This is a genomic window from Bifidobacterium jacchi, assembly GCF_009078285.1.
GTDB classification, from domain to species: domain Bacteria; phylum Actinomycetota; class Actinomycetes; order Actinomycetales; family Bifidobacteriaceae; genus Bifidobacterium; species Bifidobacterium jacchi.
Window position 1 is genome coordinate 1 of the sequence record NZ_RQSP01000015.1, and the last position, 17,921, is coordinate 17,921.

Below are 17,921 nucleotides of genomic sequence, written 5' to 3' on the forward strand. Positions count from 1 at the left end.
GTCTCGTAGCGATCGGAATTCGGGAGCAATGGGTTGTATTCCCGAGTTTTGTTCGCTGAGACAACCCCAGTGATCATTATTCGGGAGATGGCGGTTTGTTTCCCGAATTTCGTTCGCTGGGACTGGTGACCACGCTGCGACCAAGCTGCGACACTGTTGCGGCGCTGCTTCGTTCGTGCTCGATGCCGTTGTTCGATGTTGGGTTGTGTTTGTTGTGTCGCTGAATCGTCCTTAACTGCGCGCGATCTCGATGTCCCCGCGCAGTTAAGGACGATTCCACCGCCGTTTTCGTCCGTAACTGCGCGGCACCTTCGTCATCGCGCGCAGTTACGGACGATATGCGCCCGTCGCACGCCTCGCACCACATCGAACACGCCATACCAAGCTCCGCCGTGCCGCGCGTGCGCCTGCACGGTGGTGCCGCTCGCATGCGCCGGTGTTCCCCTAAGAGTGTTCAACGCAAAAAGCCGCGTTGGTGAAATGACCGCCTCTCGGCCCCGCAGGCCAGCACCCCAGACTGAGGCAAAGGGAGTCTGAGATAATTTTGTTTACGGTGTGAGGTAATTTTGGTGCTGTATCGCCGCGCGCGGTAAGGCGCGGCTTAACGAAACGGATGGTGCCGGTATGGGATTTGAGGATGATGCAGTGCACGAGCTGTGGACCACGGTGTGGGGCCACAAGTCGGTGATGCAGCGCGAGATGGTTCGTGGCGCGCACGGCGAGGCGTTCGTCATCCGTCAGCTGGCCCACATCGGCACGATGACGCCCTCCCAGCTCGCCGACGCCATGCGCGCCACGTCCGGCAGAGTATCCACACTGCTCTCGTCGATGGAGAAAAAGGGCTTGGTGACGCGGGAAGTCGATCCCGACGACCGTCGCGTAGTGCGCGTGAGCCTTACTGATTCCGGTCGTGAGCGCGGCAGGCGCGACATGCAGGAGATGCGCGACGCCGTCTGCTGGATCTTCTCGCAGATGGGGGAGCGGCGCACGCGCGAATTCATCGATCTGACCCGTGAGTTCATGACCTACATGTCGATCTGCCGTCCCGGCAAGCCGCGCCCCACGCCTGAGGAGGTGCAGGCCGCGTTCGACGAGCAATCCAAGCGCCGGGAATCCGACGGCGAGCAGCGCGCGCGGAACTAGTGGTCTGCCTCGCGAATAATGGGGGCTCGGCTGCCGTCTCTTCCCCAGTCAGCTTCGCTGACGCGGCATACTAGGTGCCGATGGTCGTGCGTTGCTGCCGGAGACGGTTGACGATCACAACCGGCGGCCGCAGTCGGCAATCAACCACGGCCGGCAACCAACCGTTGGCAGCGGCCGCCAGTCGTCGCCCTGCTGGCGGAGATTGATTTCGCGGCAAGAGAAATCTGCTGTGATCGCGCAGTATTGTCGCTACCTTGCGTAATATCTTACAGTGTAAGTAATTGAATGACGTAAACAATTCTGTATCCCAGTCGTACGGGGCGTGCCTGATTGCAAGCCGCAACTGCGAGCCGTGGCGCAAACTGCGGCGGCAAACTGCGGCGGCAAACCGCGGCGGCAGTCGTAGTCACCTCCCCAACCCAAATCCAGCCGACCAGCACCGACCAACCGCAGCAAACCCAACCAACCCAACAAACCGCAACAGCCAAACCCCAAACCAAGCAGCCCATACCCATAACCCCAACTCAGCAACCCCANNNNAACCAACCCCAAACCCAACCAACCAACAACCCCAACCCAACCCAACAACCCAAGGACCACAGCCAATGTTCCGCATTATGAAATACCTCTCCAAGGGTGAGATCGGGCAGATGCTCATCGCCCTGGTCACCATCGTGGGGCAGGTGTACTTCGACCTGAAACTGCCCGACTACATGTCCGACATCACCACGCTTGTCGAAACCCCCGGCAGTGCCATGGCCGACATCTGGATCGCGGGCGGCAAGATGTTGCTCGTCTCGCTCGGCTCGGTCGCCTGCGCCGTCGTCACCGGCTTCATCGCCGCGCGCGTGGCCGCCAGCTTCGGCCAGCGCATCCGCTCGATGGAGTTCCGCCGCGTCGAATCGTTCGGACCGGCCGAAATGAGCCGATTCTCGACCGCGAGCCTCATCACCCGTTCCACCAACGACATCACGCAGATCCAGATGTTCATCACGATGGGCCTTATGCTCATCGTCAAATCGCCGATCATGGCCGTCTGGGCCGTGGCGAAGATCGCCGGCGAGGGCATGGAATGGACGCTCGCCACCGGCGTCGCGGTCGTCGTGCTGCTCGCCACGATCGTGATCCTCATGGCGCTCGTCATGCCGAAATTCAAGGCGATGCAGCGCCTGACCGACAACATCAACCTCGTCGCCCGCGAGAACCTGACTGGCTTGCGCGTGGTGCGCGCCTACAATGCCGAGGACTATCAGGAATCCAAGTTCGCGCAGGCGAACAAGGAGCTCACCGAAACGCAGCTGTTCACCAACCGCGCGATGGCGATCATGATGCCGCTGATGAACACCGTGATGAACGGCCTGATGCTCGCCGTCTACTGGATCGGCGCCTATCTCATCCAGGCCGCCGCCGCGACCGACAAGCTCACCGTGTTCTCCAACATGGTCGTCTTCTCCAGCTACTCGGTGCAGGTCATCATGAGCTTCCTGCTGATGAGCATGGTGTTCGTGCTCTGGCCGCGCGCCGACGTCTCCGCCCAGCGTGTCATGGAGGTGCTCGACACCAGGCCGCTCGTCACCGACGGCACCGACACGGCCGCCGACATCGCGCGCATCGGCGGCGACCAGCACGGCACGGTGGAATTCCGCGACGTGAGCTTCACGTATCCGGATTCGCGCGAACCGATGCTCGAGCACGTCTCGTTCAAGGCGACGCGCGGCCAGACGGTCGCGTTCATCGGCGCGACCGGTTCCGGCAAATCCACGCTGATCAACCTGGTGCCGCGGCTGTACGACGCGACCGAAGGGCAGGTGCTCGTCGACGGCGTGGACGTGCGCGATTGGCCGCTGACCGGGCTGCGCGACCGCATCGGCTATGTGCCGCAGCGATCGGTGCTGTTCAAGGGCACGGTCGCCGGCAACATCAGCTATGGCGACGATGCGCGCGCCGCGGTTGCGGCCGGCGCGCACACGTCGGCTGATGTTGCGGCCGGCGCTCAGGCTGCGGTTGCGGTCGGCGCGCAGACCGCTGCCGGCAACGCGGATTCGGCTTCCCGCATCCGCGCCGCGGCCGACGTCGCCCATGCCACCGAATTCATCGATCGCATGGATGGCGGATTCGACGCGCCCATCGCACAAGGCGGATCCAACGTATCCGGCGGCCAGAAACAGCGTATCTCGATCGCGCGCGCGGTCTACCGTCATCCCGAAATCCTCGTATTCGACGACTCGTTCAGCGCACTCGACTTCAAAACCGACCGCGATGTGCGCGACGCGCTCGCCCGCGAAGCCAAGGATGCGACCAAACTGATCGTCGCCCAGCGCATCGGCACCATCATGAACGCCGATCTCATCGTCGTGCTCGACGACGGCAAGGTCGTCGGTCAGGGCACCCACCGCGAGCTGCTCGACAACTGCGACATCTACCGGCAGATCGCCGAATCCCAGCTCAGCAAGACGGAACTCACCGCATAGGAAGCCTTAATTCGGCTCCCGTTCGCGGGAGCTGCCGAGCATAGAGCATAGCGAGACCGAGGGCAGTTTCTGAGGCCTTCCAGCTTCTCTCCCTCCGGCGCTTCGCGCCACCTCCCTCATCAGAGGGAGGCCGATACGGACTTATAAGGAGTAACACATGCCAAAAGGACCCATCGGACACGGACCGGGCGCAGGTCGCGGCCCGGTCGAAAAACCGCAGAACTTCGGCGAAACCATGCGCAAACTCGCCAACTACAGCCGCCGCTACATCCCCGTCGTCATCATCGCGCTGGTACTCGGCGCAATCGGCACGGTCTGCCAGATCATCGGCCCCGACCGCCTCAAAGACATGACCAACGAAATCGTCAAGGGTCTGCCCGCAATGGTCCACGGCAAGCCGGTCCTCGGCTCGGTCGATCTCGGCGCGGTCGCCCGCATCGGCTGGCTGCTCATCGCGCTCTACCTCGGATACGCGCTGCTCGGCTACCTGCAAAGCTGGATGATGGCTAACGTCACCCAGCGAACCGCCCAGCGGCTGCGCGAATCCATCAGCGACAAGATCAACAAGCTGCCCCTGAGCTACTTCGACAAGGTCAGCTACGGCGACGTGCTCTCCCGCATCACCAACGACGTCGATGCGATCGGCCAGACCCTCGGCCAGTCGCTCGGCGCGCTCATCACCTCCATCACGCTGTTCGTCGGCGCGCTCGTCATGATGTTCTACAACAACTGGATCATGGCGCTGTCCGCGATCGGCTCCAGCTTGATCGGCCTCGTGCTGATGATGGTCATCATGAAGACGTCGCAGCGTTTCTTCGCTCGCCAGCAGGCCGCCCTCGGCGACGTCAACGGCCACGTCGAGGAGATGTACTCCGGCCACATCATCGTCAAAACCTACAACGGCGAAGCCGATTCGATCGCGCGCTTCGAGAAGTACAATGCCGACCTGTACGATTCCGGCTGGAAGTCGCAGTTCCTCTCCGGCCTGATGATGCCGCTCATGCAGTTCGTCGGCAACTTCGGCTACGTGGTCGTCTGCGTTGTCGGCGCGGCGCTCGCCATGAACGGGCAGATCGAATTCGGCGTGATCGTCGCGTTCATGATGTACGTGCGCCTGTTCACCCAGCCGTTGAGCCAGTTCGCGCAGGCGTTCCAGAATCTGCAGCGCTGCGCCGCCGCCTCCGAACGCGTGTTTGGTTTCCTTGAGGAACCCGAGATGGCCGACGAATCCGCCAAGCCGGCATTGCTGGGGGCCGGGGTTGCTGGCGCTGCCGCTGGTGCGGCTGCTGGTTCCGGTTTGGCTGCTGGCTCCGGTAGCGCTGGGCGGCCGGTTCGCGGCGATGTCGATTTCGAGCATGTTCGCTTTGAATACGAACCCGGCAAGCCGATTATTCATGATTTTTCCGCGCATGTCGCCGCCGGGCAGAAAGTCGCCATCGTCGGCCCGACCGGTGCCGGCAAGACGACCATGGTCAATCTGCTCATGCGATTCTATGATATCGCCGGCGGACGCATCACCATCGACGGCATCGACACGCGTTCCGTGCCGCGTTGGAACGTGCACCAGCAGTTCTCGATGGTGCTGCAGGATACGTGGGTGTTCCGTGGAACAGTGCGTGAAAACATCGCCTACGCGAAGACCGGCGTAAGCGACGAGCAGATCGTCGCCGCCTGCCGCGCCGTCGGACTCGACCACTACATCCAGTCGCTGCCCCAAGGCTACGACACCGTGCTGGATGAGAACACGTCGCTCTCCGCGGGCCAGAAGCAGCTCCTCACCATCGCCCGAGCCATGGTGCAGGACGCGCCCATCCTCATTCTGGACGAAGCCACCTCCTCCGTTGACACCCGTACCGAGGAACTCATCCAAAAGGCCATGGACGCCCTCACCGTCGGACGCACAAGCTTCGTCATCGCCCACCGCCTCTCCACCATTCGCGACGCCGACATGATCCTCGTCATGGACCACGGCGACGTGATCGAGCGCGGCACCCACGAGCAGCTGCTTGCGGCGGGAGGGTTTTACGCTGGTTTGTACAACAGCCAGTTCACGCTCGTTGGATAACGGAGTGTCCGCTGCGCCTCGCTGTCATGCGTTATGCGAGGCGCAGATACATGCTGCCTGAGCCGGGAACGGGTTTGAACCCGAAATACTCGTAGAACGCTCTGGCGCTGTCGTCGTAGGAGCCGACGATGAGGGCGCGCGCGCCAAGCCGGTGGCTGATGCCTTGCGCGCGGATGATGGCATCGCGCAGCAACTGCCAGCCGAGTCCATTGCCTTGACAAGGGCGCGAGACCGCAAGTATGCCGATGAGAATCGCCGGAATGCGTTCCGGCGTGTTGCGGCGCAGCCAGCCTCCCTGCACGCTTGCCCGTTCGACCGTATATGCGCTCAGCGTGTACAGCCCCGCAACCGTCCCGCTTGCGGTGGTGGAGACGTATGTCACCGCCGTTCCGTTCCTCCCGGCCGCGGCGGCGCGTGTATGTGCCCAATCGTCGATCAGCTCAATGCCGCAGGAGAATGCGGATAGGTCGTCGCCCTCCTGCAGCCGTCTGGGCGCGTGGAACCTGCCGTCTATGCCCATTGGGGGCTCCTTGCCAGCAGTTGCTGGGCCTCATCTGGCAGCGGTTCCTCCAAAGCGGCTTGGAACGCGTCGAATGCCTCGGATTCCAGAGCCAGCCGTGCCCTTGTTTCGATGTCGCGCTGGGCGGCCTCCATCAATTGTTGCGCGGTCCACTGCGTGAGCGTCGAACCGGTCAGCGCCGCCGCCCGTTCGATGAGCTCACGTTGTTCACTCGTCAGCCGTATGTCGATACGTGCTGTTTTCTGCGAGGTTCTCGATACTGTTGTTGCCATGACATTATTGTACGGGAAAACTCCGTACAATCTGGTGTTGGCGTGTTGCGGCGGCGCGTGCACACGTCGGCAGACGTAGTTGGGTGTGGTATTGGCGTAACTTCGCGGCAACACGGCATGTCGGAATGGACTGGTTGAATTAGTTAAGAAAGTATATATTAATAACAAGCCGACATCGATGCCGGCCCTTTCATGGAAGAAAGAACGGAATATATGAACCATAGATCGTTACGATCGCGGTTGAAGCCATGGGTGGCTTCACTCGCGACGGCCGGCATGTTGCTGGTCGGACTTCCCGCCGTCGCCAATGCGGTCGATGGCACTACCGGCTCCACCGGCACCGCTCCGGTCGAGACGCGCATCAAGGCTTCCGCCGACTCCACCGCTCAGTCGTGGGCCGGCGAAAAGAACCAGAAAAACAACGCCAAGCCGTATGTTGCGGCTCAGACTCCCGCTAATAAGGGCATCTTCGGTGAACAGTACGAGTCCACGAACACCAGCGACGGCAGCGTTGATGCCAAGATGGGCCTCGTCACCTTTGATCTGAGCAAGTATGATTCGGCTCCTCAATCCGCGAAGGTCGAACTGACGTACCTCGGTCATATCGGCGGTTCTGCTGATACCGTGCAGACCGTCAAGGCAATTGCCGTGGACGACACCAAGTGCACCGGCACGGCACCCTGCGCCACCAATGACGCCACGTGGGCGAACCGTCCGAAGTTCACCACCGAGGGCAAGACCATTGCCACGTCCAATGAGTTCAAGCTCGGCAACACTACGTACACCGATAGCCTGGACCTCACCAAGACTGGCACTGAGAAGGTCACGATCGATGTCACCAAGATTGTTGAAGAGCAGTTCACTGCTGGCAAGAAGACGATCACGTTGGCGCTCGGCGAGACCGCTCATCATCGCGTGAGTTTTGCCAGCCTTGAAAGCCCGTCTTCCACCACCATGAAGGGTGCGACTGAAGATATGGTGCCGACGATCGTCGTCACCGAGAAGAAGGTCAATCTGGTCGAGAAGACTGTGAAGGCCTCCGCCGACAATACGATGCAGTCGTGGGGCTCGGACAAGACCGACAACAACAAGGAGAAGCCGTATCTCGCCGCCTCCACCAAGGGCAGCTACGGCGATTTCGCTGAAAAGTACGAGTCGAACAACGTCGGTGATACGTCCACTGATTTCAAGATGGGCCTCGTCACCTTCGACCTGAGCGACTACACCGACGCGCCGGAATCCGCCAAGGTGAACCTCACCTACCTCGGCTGGTATCCGACCGGAGGCAAGAGCCCGCAGGCCACCGACAAGCAGACCGTCAAGGCGGTCGCCGTCGATGACCAGACCTGCACTGGCGCGGCTCCCTGCGCCACCGACAATGCCACGTGGGCGAACCGTCCGAAGTTCACGGTCGGCGACACCACCAAGGTCGCAGCGTCCGATGAGTTCGAGCTGGGTTCCGTCAAGTATGAAGATACGATGACTGTTGACCCCGCAAACACGAAGAAGGTGACCCTCGACGTGACCGACATCGTCAAGGAGCAGTTCGCCGCCGGTAAGAAGAAGATCACGCTGGCGCTCGGCGAGACCGCCGGCATGCGCGTGAACTTCGCCAGCCTTGAGGCGCCGACCAAGCTCACCGGCGTCACTGCGGCCATGGTTCCTCAGATGACCGTCGAGGTCGAGGAGGAAGCCGACGATCCGCTCGCTCCGGTCGAGAGCACGCTGGCCGTCAGCGCCGATTCCACCGTCCAGTCCTGGACCAGCGAAAAGAACTCGAACTACAGCGGTGCCTCCTACATCGCCACCGTCACCCCGGCCAATCAGGGCCAGTTCGGCGAGAAGTTCAAGTCCACCGACACCGCCGATGGAACCGACGCGAAGATGGGCCTGCTCACCTTCGACATGAGCGGCTACGCGGAGGCTCCGAAGAAGGCGATCATCAACCTCACCTATGTCGGCAAGCGCCCGGGCGGCGCTGACGCCAACCTGGAGGGCAAGGTCAAGCTCATCGCCGTCGATGATACGAAGTGCACCACCGGCACCTATTGCGGCACCGGCAAGGCCACGTGGGCGAGCCGCCCCGACTTCGACGCCGACGCGAAGGATGCGGTCATCGCCGAATCCTCTGCGTTCAAGGCCGGTACTCAGTACTACGACACCAACGGTGTCGCCGACGCCAAGAACAACACCAAGGTCACCGCGGATGTGACGGATATCGTCAAGCAGCAGTTCAAGGCCGGCAAGAAGGTCATCACCTTCGCCGTCGGCATGAACGGCAACTTCGAGGCTCGCTTCGTCAGCTCCGAAGGCGCCAAGAGCCTCACCAACGCGACCGCCGACATGGCGCCGTCGATGACCGTCACGACGCAGCCGCGCGCATACTCGCTTGAGGTCACCAAGCTGCCCGCCAAGGTCAAGTACAACAAGAACGAGGTCTACAACGGCACCGGACTTGAGGTCTCGCTCGTCAAGACCGCGGACGGCACCAAGACCAAGCTCGATGCCAACGCCTACACGGTGAATTCCGACGCGTTCGACGCCGGGCATGTTGGCGCCTACCCGATCACCATCACCGCTACCAAGGATGACGAGAAATACACCACGTCGTTCAACGTGTACGTGGTCGCTTCGGTTGACGATGGCGGCGACGGCGACACCAGCAAGGATGACTGGCTGTGGTACGAGCAGCCGGCGTCCAAGACCGATGCCAGCATGAAGCCAGGCTCCGGATACGGCGATCCCACGAACAACCAGTGGCAGCAGACCACGCTGCCGATCGGCAACGGCAAGGTCGGCGGCACCGTCTGGGGCGAGGTCGGCAAGGAACGCGTCACCTTCAACGAGGAGACGCTGTGGACCGGCGGCCCGGGCAGCAACGCCAACTACAACGGCGGCAACATTGAAGCCAACGGCAACAATGGCGCCACGCTGCGCAGCCTGAACAAGCAGCTCGAAACCACCAACGCGCAGACGGTGAATCCGGGCAAACTTGTCGGTTCTGATGACGGCTCCCAGCAGGGCAACTACCTCAGCTGGGGCAACATCTACATCGACTACGGCTTCGGCTCCGACACCTCCACCACCAACTACAAGCGCGACCTGAACCTCTCCAAGGGCAAGGCGGACGTGACCTTCACGCATGACGGCACCACGTACACGCGCGAGTACTTCGTCTCCAACCCGGACAACGTGATGGTGGCCCGTCTCAAGGCCGACGGCGACAAGGATCTCAACCTGACCGTAAGCATGCCGACCAACTCCGGCTACAGCAAGCGGTACGAGAACACCACCGTCAAGGGCGACACCCTGACGGTCGCAGGCTCGCTCGGCAACAACGGACTGCTGTACAACTCCAAGATCAAGGCAGTGCTCGACGGCAACGATGGCACCATCGCCACCGGCGCCGACGGCAAGTCGCTGAAGATCACCGGCACCAAGGCCGTGACCCTGTACATCGCCGCCGCCACCAACTACAAGCAGGAGTACCCGAACTACCGCAACGACAAGGACGCGGCCGGCGTCGACAAGCAGGTCGCCGATGTCGTGGTCAAGGCCGCCGACAAGGGCTACGTCGAAGTCAAGAAGGCGCACATCAAGGATCATTCCGATCTGTACAACCGCGTCAAGCTCGACCTCGGCCAGACCTCGCACAGCTCCGAAGGCGCAGTGCCGACCGACAAGCTGCTCAAGATGTACAAGACCGCCAACAGCGGCATCACCGCCGCGCAGCAGCGTGAGCTGGAGACCTTGGTCTACAACTACGGTCGTTACCTCACCATCGGTTCGTCTCGCGAGAACAGCCAGCTGCCCAGCAACCTGCAGGGCATCTGGTCGGTCACCGCTGGCGACAATGCGCACGGTGCCACGCCGTGGGGCTCCGACTTCCACATGAACGTCAATCTGCAGATGAACTACTGGCCCACCTACTCCAGCAATATGGGTGAGTTGGCCGAGCCGCTCATCGAATATGTGGAGGGGCTGGTCGAGCCCGGTCGCAAGACCGCGCAGATCTACGCCGGCGCCACCACCGCCAATCCGCTCGTCAAGGACACGCCGATCGGCGAAGGCGAAGGCTTCATGGCCCACACCGAGAACACCGCGTACGGCTGGACCGCTCCCGGTGCCGCGTTCTCGTGGGGATGGAGCCCGGCGGCTGTGCCGTGGATCCTGCAGAACGTGTACGAAGCATACGAGTACTCCGGTGACGAATCATTGCTGAACCGCGTGTACGCGCTGCTCAAGGAGGAGTCGCACTTCTACGTCAACTACATGCTGCACAAGGGCGGTGCGAGTGCCACCAACAACGGTGCCACGCCGCGTCTGACCACAGGTGTGGCCTACTCGCCGGAGCATGGTCCGCTGGGCACCGACGGCAACACCTACGAAAGCTCGCTGGTGTGGCAGTTGCTCAACGACGCGATCGAATCCGCCGAAAAGCTCGGCCAGGACGAGGATCTCGTCGGCAACCTGGAGAACTGCTCGGTCGACAACTGGGTCAAGGATGACAACGGCGCGTTCGTCAACGCCACTGCCAACCGTTCGTGGACCTGCGCCAAGAGCCTGCTCAAGCCGATTGAGATCGGAACGGATGGGCAGATCAAGGAATGGTTCTACGAGACCAATTACGGTGGTCTTGCCAATGTCGATAAGCACCATCGTCACCTCTCTCACATGCTCGGTCTGTTCCCCGGCGATCTGATCACCGTGGACAACGCCGAATACATGGAGGCCGCCAAGAAGTCCCTCGAACTTCGCGGCGACGACGCCACCGGTTGGGGTGTCGGCCAGCGCATCAACTCGTGGGCGCGAACCGGCGACGGCAACCACGCCTACCAGCTGATCGCACTCCAGCTCAAGGGTGCCATGTACGCGAACCTGTTCGACACGCATGAGCCGTTCCAGATCGACGGCAACTTCGGCAACACCGCTGGTGTGAACGAAATGCTCGTCCAGTCGAACTCCACGTTCACCGCAACCGACGGCAAGACCTATGAGAACTACCTGAACCTGCTTCCGGCGCTCCCGGATGTGTGGGCGAACGGCTCCGTCTCCGGCCTTGTGGCGCGCGGCAACTTCGGCGTGAGCCTCACGTGGGCCGACGGCAAGCTGACCGACAGCAAGATCACCTCCAACAACGGCGGTCAGCTTGCGGTCAAGGTCACCGAGGGCGATGCCAAGAACTACCAGCTGCAGGACAAGGACGGCAAGGTCGTCACCGCCAAGGTCGTGAAGAACAAGGACGGTGCCTCGCTGCTCGTCATCGACAACACGACCAAGGGCGCGACCTACACGCTCGTCGAGAAGACCGAAAAGGACGTGGACGTCACCGGCATCACGATCACCGGCGACAAGACCGCGACCGCGGGTGATACCGTCACCCTGAGCGCCGCAGTCGCCCCGGAGAACGCGACCGACAAGTCCGTCACCTGGAAGTCCTCCGACGAAGCCGTCGCCACCGTTGACACCAACGGCCTCGTCACCACCAAGAAGGCCGGCACCGTGACCATTACGGCCACGTCCGTCTCCAACCCGGAGGTCTCCGCCACTCACGAGATCACCGTGGCAGCCAAGACCGTCGCCGTTGAATCGGTGACCGTCGCCGGTAAGGCAGCGATGACCGTCGACGAGGAGCAGCAGCTCACCGCGACCGTCAAGCCTGACGACGCGACCGACAAGACCGTCGCCTGGAAGTCGTCCGACGCGAACATCGCCACGGTCGACGCCAACGGCAAGGTCTTCGCGAAGAAGGCCGGCAAGGTGACCATCACCGCCACCGCAGGCGGCAAGGAAGGCAAGCTGGAGATCACCGTCTCCGACAAGGCTCCGGTCGTCGTCCCCGTTCAGGGCGTGACCGTGACCGGCCCGACCACCCTCGTCGAAGGCACGACCGGTGACTACAGCGCCACCGTCACTCCGACCGATGCCACCGACAAGTCCGTGACGTGGACCTCCAGCAACAAGTCCGTCGCCACGGTCAACGCCAACGGTAAGGTGACCGCGATCAAGGCCGGCACGACGACCATCAAGGCCGCCTCCGTCGCCGACCCGACCAAGTACGGCGAGATCACGCTCACCGTCACCGCCGAGAAGGTGCCGGTCACGTCCGTCACCGTCACCGGCGACAAGACGATGCAGGTCGAGGGCGAGCAGCAGCTCACCGCCACCGTTGCCCCCGACAACGCCACCGACAAGACCGTGACGTGGACCTCCTCCGATGAGGCAGTCGCCACGGTTGACGCGGACGGCAACGTCGTTGCGAAGAAGGTCGGCAAGGTGACCATCACCGCCACCGCGGACGGCAAGTCTGATTCGATCACGATCGAAGTCACCGCCAAGCCGGTTCCGGTCGAGACCGTCACCGTCACCGGCGATGACCAGATGACCGTCGGCACGGATCAGACGCTCAAGGTTGAGGTCGGACCCTCGACCACGACCGAAAGCAAGGCCGTGACGTGGAAGTCCTCCGATGAGGCAGTCGCCACGGTTGACGCGAACGGCAAGGTCGTCGCCAAGGCCGTGGGCACGGTGACCATCACCGCCACGTCCGTCTCCAACCCGAAGGTCGCCGGTTCGATTACGATCACCGTCGTCGAAGGCACGATTCCGGTCCAGCAGGTCATCGTCGAAGGCAAGTCGGGCATGACCGTCGGCGAGAAGCAGACGCTCATCGCCACCGTCAAGCCGGACAACGCCAGCAGCAAGGCCGTGACGTGGACGACGTCCGACAAGGCCATCGCCACGGTTGACGAGCACGGCAATGTCGTTGCCAAGGCCGTGGGCACGGTGACCATCAGGGCCACCGCTGGCGGCAAGGACGGCGCGATCAAGATCACCGTGTCGCCTGCGGGCGAGCAGTCGCAGCAGGTGCTGGTCGAATCGGTTGCCGTCACCAGCGACAACGGTGCGACCAAGTTCGCCGTCGGCAAGACGCTCCAGCTCACCGCCGCCGTGCTGCCGGCCAACGCCAGCAACAAGGCCGTGGCCTGGGCAACGTCCGACGCGACCATCGCCAAGGTTGACGCCAACGGCAAGGTGACCGCGCTCAAGGCTGGAACGGTGACCATCACCGCCACCTCGACCGACGGCACCGCCAAGTCCGGCAGCATCACGCTCACCGTGACCGCACCTGCCGCTGACAAGAAGCCCGGCGACAAGCTCACCGACACCGGTGCCGCCGTGACCGCGACCATCGCGATCATGCTGGTGCTCGCCGCCGCTGGTGCCGCAGTGCTCGTGCTGCGTCGTCGCCGCGCATAGGACGCGCCTAGCCGACCCACCTGACTGATCGGCTAGGCCAACGCTTAGGAAGCCCCGCATCCGCAAGGATGTGGGGCTTCCCTTGTTTGCGGTGGCGTGTGGCGTGCCGGTGTGCTGGCGTGCCGGAGTGCGGTCTGTCAGCGCGTGTACAGCTCGACCGGGAAGCCTGCGGACATCATCGCGCGGCGCCGACCGTCCAGCGTCAGGCAGTCGAACGCGGGCACCGCCCTTGGCTGCGGTACCTCCGCGTAGCTGCCGACGCCGGCCGCCAACGCACCAGGATTCATCACGAATAACGCCGTCGCTACGCCGTCGGCGAACGCCGTCGGATACGCTGCCGCAAGCGCCGTCGCGATGGGCGCATCCGCGCGCCCCCAATCAGCCGGCACAAACGCCCAGCTGGCCGCGATATCGCGCACCGGCATCCCGTCGATCGCATTGAGCAGATGATGCAGTTCGTGGCCGGCCGCATCCCGCCAATGCCGACGACTCGGCGCCGACGCGCACAACGCGCCCGACCGCACCCGCACCACGCCGATCGCGCGAGACGCATCCGCCGGGTCCTCCAATGCGATCGCAACCGGCGTATGCGAGTGAATCAGCAGATCGCCGCCCGCATCGATCACGAATTCGGCATATGCGCCATATTCAGCATATTCAGCATGGCGCTGCGGCATCGCGCCAGCGCGCGCCGCGCCGCCCAGCAGCATCCGCCCGATCAGATCAACCAGATACCCCTTGCCGCACGCGCCGAAATCAAGATGCACCGCGCGCGACGTGACCAGCGTCGTCCCCTCGCGGCGCACATCGCCACGCCACGTCGGCCGCCCATGAATGCTGCCAAGCCGCCCCGCCGCGCCCATCTCGACCGCGAAACTCATGTCGACGCCATAGCCGAGCCGCGTCAGATCCTCGCCGACGCACGGGTCGATCGCGCCGCCGGTTGCGGCGTTGAGCAAATCGACAAGATCGAACAGGCCGCGCGCCCACTCGGGGAACGCGAAACGGCCGCCATGCTCGGCGCGCCCCATCGCCGCGACGAGCGAATCCGCGCGGAATCGCGACAGCGTGCGCTCGTACTCGCTGATGAGTTCGGCGATTGCGGCGCGCAGCGGTGCGGGTGGTTTGGTTGATTCAACTGTGGCGGGGGAGCAGTTGATGACCAGACCGGTGCCAAGCGCATCGGGAAACGCCATGATGAGAGGCATGCGTAGCGCCAGCGGTTGCGCGACCGCCGCATCGCTGCTGCGTTCGTCGCTGCCGTTGCCGCCGCCTGACTCGGCATGATCGATGATGCTCATATGCAGTATTGTCCGGCAGTATGCCGATATTTCGCCCATCGGCTGGTATTGCGCCCGTCGGCAACCCGCGTGCCACGCCCCGCGCCCGCGCCCACGATATTGCGGTACGCTGGAAGCTATGGAACTTCATGTTTTGAACCACCCGCTGGTCGAGCACAAACTGACCGTGCTCCGCGACAAGAACACCTCCTCCGCCACCTTCCGCGAACTCGTTTCCGAGCTCGTCATGCTGGAAGCCTACGAAGCGACCCGCGACCTCGACGTCGTTGACAAGCCCATCGAAACGCCAGTCGCCCCCATGATCGGCAATCACATCGCCGAGCCTCGTCCGATCATCGTCCCCATCCTGCGTGCCGGACTCGGCATGCTCGACGGCATGACCAAAATGATCCCGTCCGCCGAAGTTGGTTTCCTCGGCATGAAGCGCGACGAAGAGCATCCCACCCAGCAGATCACCTACGCGAACCGTCTGCCCGAAGACCTCTCCGGACGTCAGTGCTTCCTCATCGACCCCATGCTCGCCACCGGCGGCACCCTCGTCGCCGCCACCCACTACCTTGCCGAGCGCGGCGCCAAGGACGTCACCGCCGTCTGCATCATCGCCGCCCCCGAAGGCATCAAGTTCGTTCAGGAGAGCATCGATCCCTCCATCGACTTCAAAGTCGTCGTCTGCGCCGTTGATGAAAAGCTCAATGACAAGTGCTACATCGTGCCGGGGCTTGGGGATGCCGGCGATAGGTTGTACGGGGTCGTTGATTAACGGAGCGTCAGCTTCGCTGACAGCTCTGACAGCCCTATCTGCAATCCTGGACGCGCTGTGCGTACAGTTTGTTGGCTCGCCGGTCGGCTCGGCCTGGCGTGGCTCCTATCCGGTCAGTGGCATGTTGGTTGCCAATTGGCAACCAATACGCCATTGGCCGAACAGCACCGAGTGTCCTGCGTCAGAAGTTCGTTGATTATAATGTTGGCTCCCCTTGTCAGGACAGCACCGTGAAGCAAACAGTGGAGCTGTTTGTAGGTGCTGTGCGGGCCGACCGGCGAGTTGACAGGATGCGCTCTGCGCTTGGCGTGCCGGCTTGTCGGCCGGCTCGCTGTTGTCCGCGAGTCTTTGACCCAGAGCACCGGGTATGTGTTGTCCGCAATGGCATGTTGGTTGCCAATTGGCAACCACCGTCCCGTATCGGCGTGCCGTTCGGTTGTCCGTCCTTGCAACGCCGGCGGGAATACGCTTGTTCCGATGATTGCTCCAGCTGGGAGTTAGTCTGCGGCGCGGAACACATCTGCGGTGTGGAACGCACCTGCAGCGTGGAACACCAAGGACAGTGCGTCATGATGCCGCATCTGCGGGGCGATGATGCGATCGCGGAGCTCCGGCTTGCGGCTTCCACTTCGTCGCCACCCCCGGCATCGCCTCGGACGCAATGCTGTCATCGGGACCGTGTGCGAGTGTCATGAGGCACGGTTCCGGCGGCTTGTCGCATCCTGCCGCATGAAGTGGTCTGATTGAAGTGGTCGGATTTTGTTCCGTCTCTACTGTGAAACGGCTTGTGTCGTCTGCAGTCGATGATGCTCGTTCTCCGCGTCACAGGGAGCGGGTTTGGCCACAGGGAGCGACCGCTCCCTGTGACCAGGGTGTCAGTGTTGAAATACCAGGTTTTCATCAAGCGGTCACGGGGAGCGGCCCGCGCCCTGTGACCAAACCCGCGCCGCGTGACCGAACCCACGCCACGTCAGTGGGACGTAGCGCGATTTGGGCCTGTTTTTGCACTGCGTCCCACGGAATAGTGGGACGCAACGTGATTCGAGTGTTGTTTTGCGTTGCGTCCCACGAATCGCCACGGATCTGTGGGACGCAGTGTGATTCTGGCCTGTTTTTGCACTGCGTCCCACGGCATAGTGGGACGGAATGCATAATCGCGGTTTATGCGCGTTGCGTCCCACGGCTTCGTCAGGAAAGTGCGCTAGGAAAAGTGCGCTAGGAAAGGCTTCCGCGCAAGAAAACCTCGAAATGGCCGGCGATCCCGAGCCGGCGATCCCGAGAAAACCTTGCGCAAATCCACTGGCCGCCGCCGACCAACGCCGATTCAAGCTTGCACGCGCTGGCACGCGCAGGACAATATGGAAAAGAAACTCAAGCTCGAAGAACCTTGCTCTAGCGAAGCAACTAGCAGAGCAACGAGCGCTGTCTCGCAAATGATCGAGGGGCTCGGCTTCTTTTGGCTGGTACCGTCATCTGGCACCGTCATCATGGGACCAATATCACTCAACCATGTGTAAGACGGACGACTGGCTTCCTGCTCGACCAATGGCACATTGGTCGCCAATCGTCAACCGCCATACCGGCCGTCTCGAGTGCCTCTGAAAAGTGCAAACCCTGCAATTCCGCCATTTTCAGCATTTCCTTGTTACAGTTGATTGAGGTTGATTGCGGTTGATTGGTTGCCAATTGGCAACCAATATGTCAGTGGCAAAACCCAGTGGTCTGGCTTTTACATGGCTTTTACAGTCTGGCTTTTCCATAATAGAGGGATTCAGCGTTTCCTCAGCGTTTCCTCCTTCCCCCAGTCAGCTTCGCTAACAGCCCCCCCTGGATGGGACAGCATACAAGCAGCTCTGCTTTTGCTTCACGGCAACAGTCCAGCAATTACTGGCGAGTTGTGCGCGCAGCTTGCTGGCTCGCCGGCCGGTTCGGCCTGGCGTGGCTCCTATCCGGTCAATGGCACATTGGTTGCCAATTGGCAACCAATGTGCCACAACGGGAAAATAGAGAAAATGGCGGAATCTCGGTGATTTCGCCTGCTCGGGGTCTTCGGAACGGTCGATATGGTGGTTGCCAATTGGCAACCAATACGCCATTGGCCGAACAGCACCGAGTGCCCTGCGTCAGAA

9 protein-coding genes are annotated in these 17,921 nt (G+C 62.3%); 5 read left to right on the plus strand and 4 right to left on the minus strand.

All coding sequences use genetic code 11. From position 1 onward, the window contains the following. Window positions 1-624 precede the first annotated feature (624 nt). The 3 genes from EHS19_RS05455 to EHS19_RS05465 all read left to right on the plus strand — a co-directional run bounded on the left by EHS19_RS05455 (window position 625) and on the right by EHS19_RS05465 (window position 5,679). A complete protein-coding gene (locus EHS19_RS05455) occupies window positions 625-1,143 on the plus strand; it encodes a MarR family winged helix-turn-helix transcriptional regulator (protein WP_151916775.1) in 519 nt (172 codons plus the stop codon). Between the two features lie 785 nt (window positions 1,144-1,928). Beyond that, window positions 1,929-3,614 carry an ABC transporter ATP-binding protein gene (locus EHS19_RS05460; protein WP_421745317.1) on the plus strand — a complete coding sequence of 562 codons (1,686 nt, stop codon included), beginning with the start codon at window positions 1,929-1,931 and terminating at the stop codon, window positions 3,612-3,614. Between the two features lie 157 nt (window positions 3,615-3,771). Next, the gene (locus EHS19_RS05465; protein WP_151916777.1) at window positions 3,772-5,679 is read left to right on the plus strand and encodes an ABC transporter ATP-binding protein; all 1,908 of its coding nucleotides are present in this window, start codon (window positions 3,772-3,774) and stop codon (window positions 5,677-5,679) included. Window positions 5,680-5,710: 31 nt separating this feature from the next. Here the strand turns inward: EHS19_RS05465 and EHS19_RS05470 are convergent, their stop codons facing one another. Continuing rightward, window positions 5,711-6,199: a GNAT family N-acetyltransferase gene (locus EHS19_RS05470; RefSeq protein WP_206666327.1), complete on the minus strand. Its 489-nt coding sequence runs from the start codon at window positions 6,197-6,199 to the stop codon at window positions 5,711-5,713. After that, on the minus strand, window positions 6,190-6,693 hold the full coding sequence (locus tag EHS19_RS11340; RefSeq protein ID WP_241677100.1) for a type II toxin-antitoxin system TacA family antitoxin: 504 nt from the start codon (window positions 6,691-6,693) through the stop codon (window positions 6,190-6,192). Before EHS19_RS11340 ends, EHS19_RS05470 begins: the two co-directional genes overlap by 10 nt. Before the next feature lie 30 nt (window positions 6,694-6,723). Between EHS19_RS11340 and EHS19_RS05480 the strand changes: the two genes are divergently transcribed. Continuing rightward, window positions 6,724-13,731 carry a glycosyl hydrolase family 95 catalytic domain-containing protein gene (locus tag EHS19_RS05480; protein ID WP_151916778.1) on the plus strand — a complete coding sequence of 2,336 codons (7,008 nt, stop codon included), beginning with the start codon at window positions 6,724-6,726 and terminating at the stop codon, window positions 13,729-13,731. A 137-nt stretch (window positions 13,732-13,868) separates the two neighbouring features. Here the strand turns inward: EHS19_RS05480 and EHS19_RS05485 are convergent, their stop codons facing one another. Continuing rightward, window positions 13,869-14,939, minus strand: coding sequence for an FAD:protein FMN transferase (locus EHS19_RS05485; protein WP_241677105.1), 1,071 nt, complete (start codon window positions 14,937-14,939; stop codon window positions 13,869-13,871). Between the two features lie 211 nt (window positions 14,940-15,150). Here EHS19_RS05485 and upp point away from each other — a divergent pair, with 211 nt between their 5' ends. Continuing rightward, on the plus strand, window positions 15,151-15,792 hold the full coding sequence (gene upp, locus EHS19_RS05490; protein WP_151916780.1) for a uracil phosphoribosyltransferase: 642 nt from the start codon (window positions 15,151-15,153) through the stop codon (window positions 15,790-15,792). A 1,945-nt stretch (window positions 15,793-17,737) separates the two neighbouring features. Here the strand turns inward: upp and EHS19_RS11040 are convergent. Beyond that, the coding region (locus EHS19_RS11040) for a hypothetical protein (protein ID WP_206666328.1) at window positions 17,738-17,921 on the minus strand (184 nt) is incomplete at its 5' end.

Excerpts from the sequence above, each read along its gene's own strand:
- EHS19_RS05465 (WP_151916777.1), top strand. The coding sequence starts at position 3,772 with ATGCCAAAAGGACCCATCGGACACGGACCGGGCGCAGGTCGCGGCCCG.
- EHS19_RS11340 (WP_241677100.1), bottom strand. The coding sequence starts at position 6,693 with ATGGTTCATATATTCCGTTCTTTCTTCCATGAAAGGGCCGGCATCGAT.
- EHS19_RS05460 (WP_421745317.1), top strand. The coding sequence starts at position 1,929 with ATGTTGCTCGTCTCGCTCGGCTCGGTCGCCTGCGCCGTCGTCACCGGC.
- EHS19_RS05485 (WP_241677105.1), bottom strand. The coding sequence starts at position 14,939 with ATGCCTCTCATCATGGCGTTTCCCGATGCGCTTGGCACCGGTCTGGTC.
- EHS19_RS05470 (WP_206666327.1), bottom strand. The coding sequence starts at position 6,199 with ATGGGCATAGACGGCAGGTTCCACGCGCCCAGACGGCTGCAGGAGGGC.
- upp (WP_151916780.1), top strand. The coding sequence starts at position 15,151 with ATGGAACTTCATGTTTTGAACCACCCGCTGGTCGAGCACAAACTGACC.
- EHS19_RS05455 (WP_151916775.1), top strand. The coding sequence starts at position 625 with ATGGGATTTGAGGATGATGCAGTGCACGAGCTGTGGACCACGGTGTGG.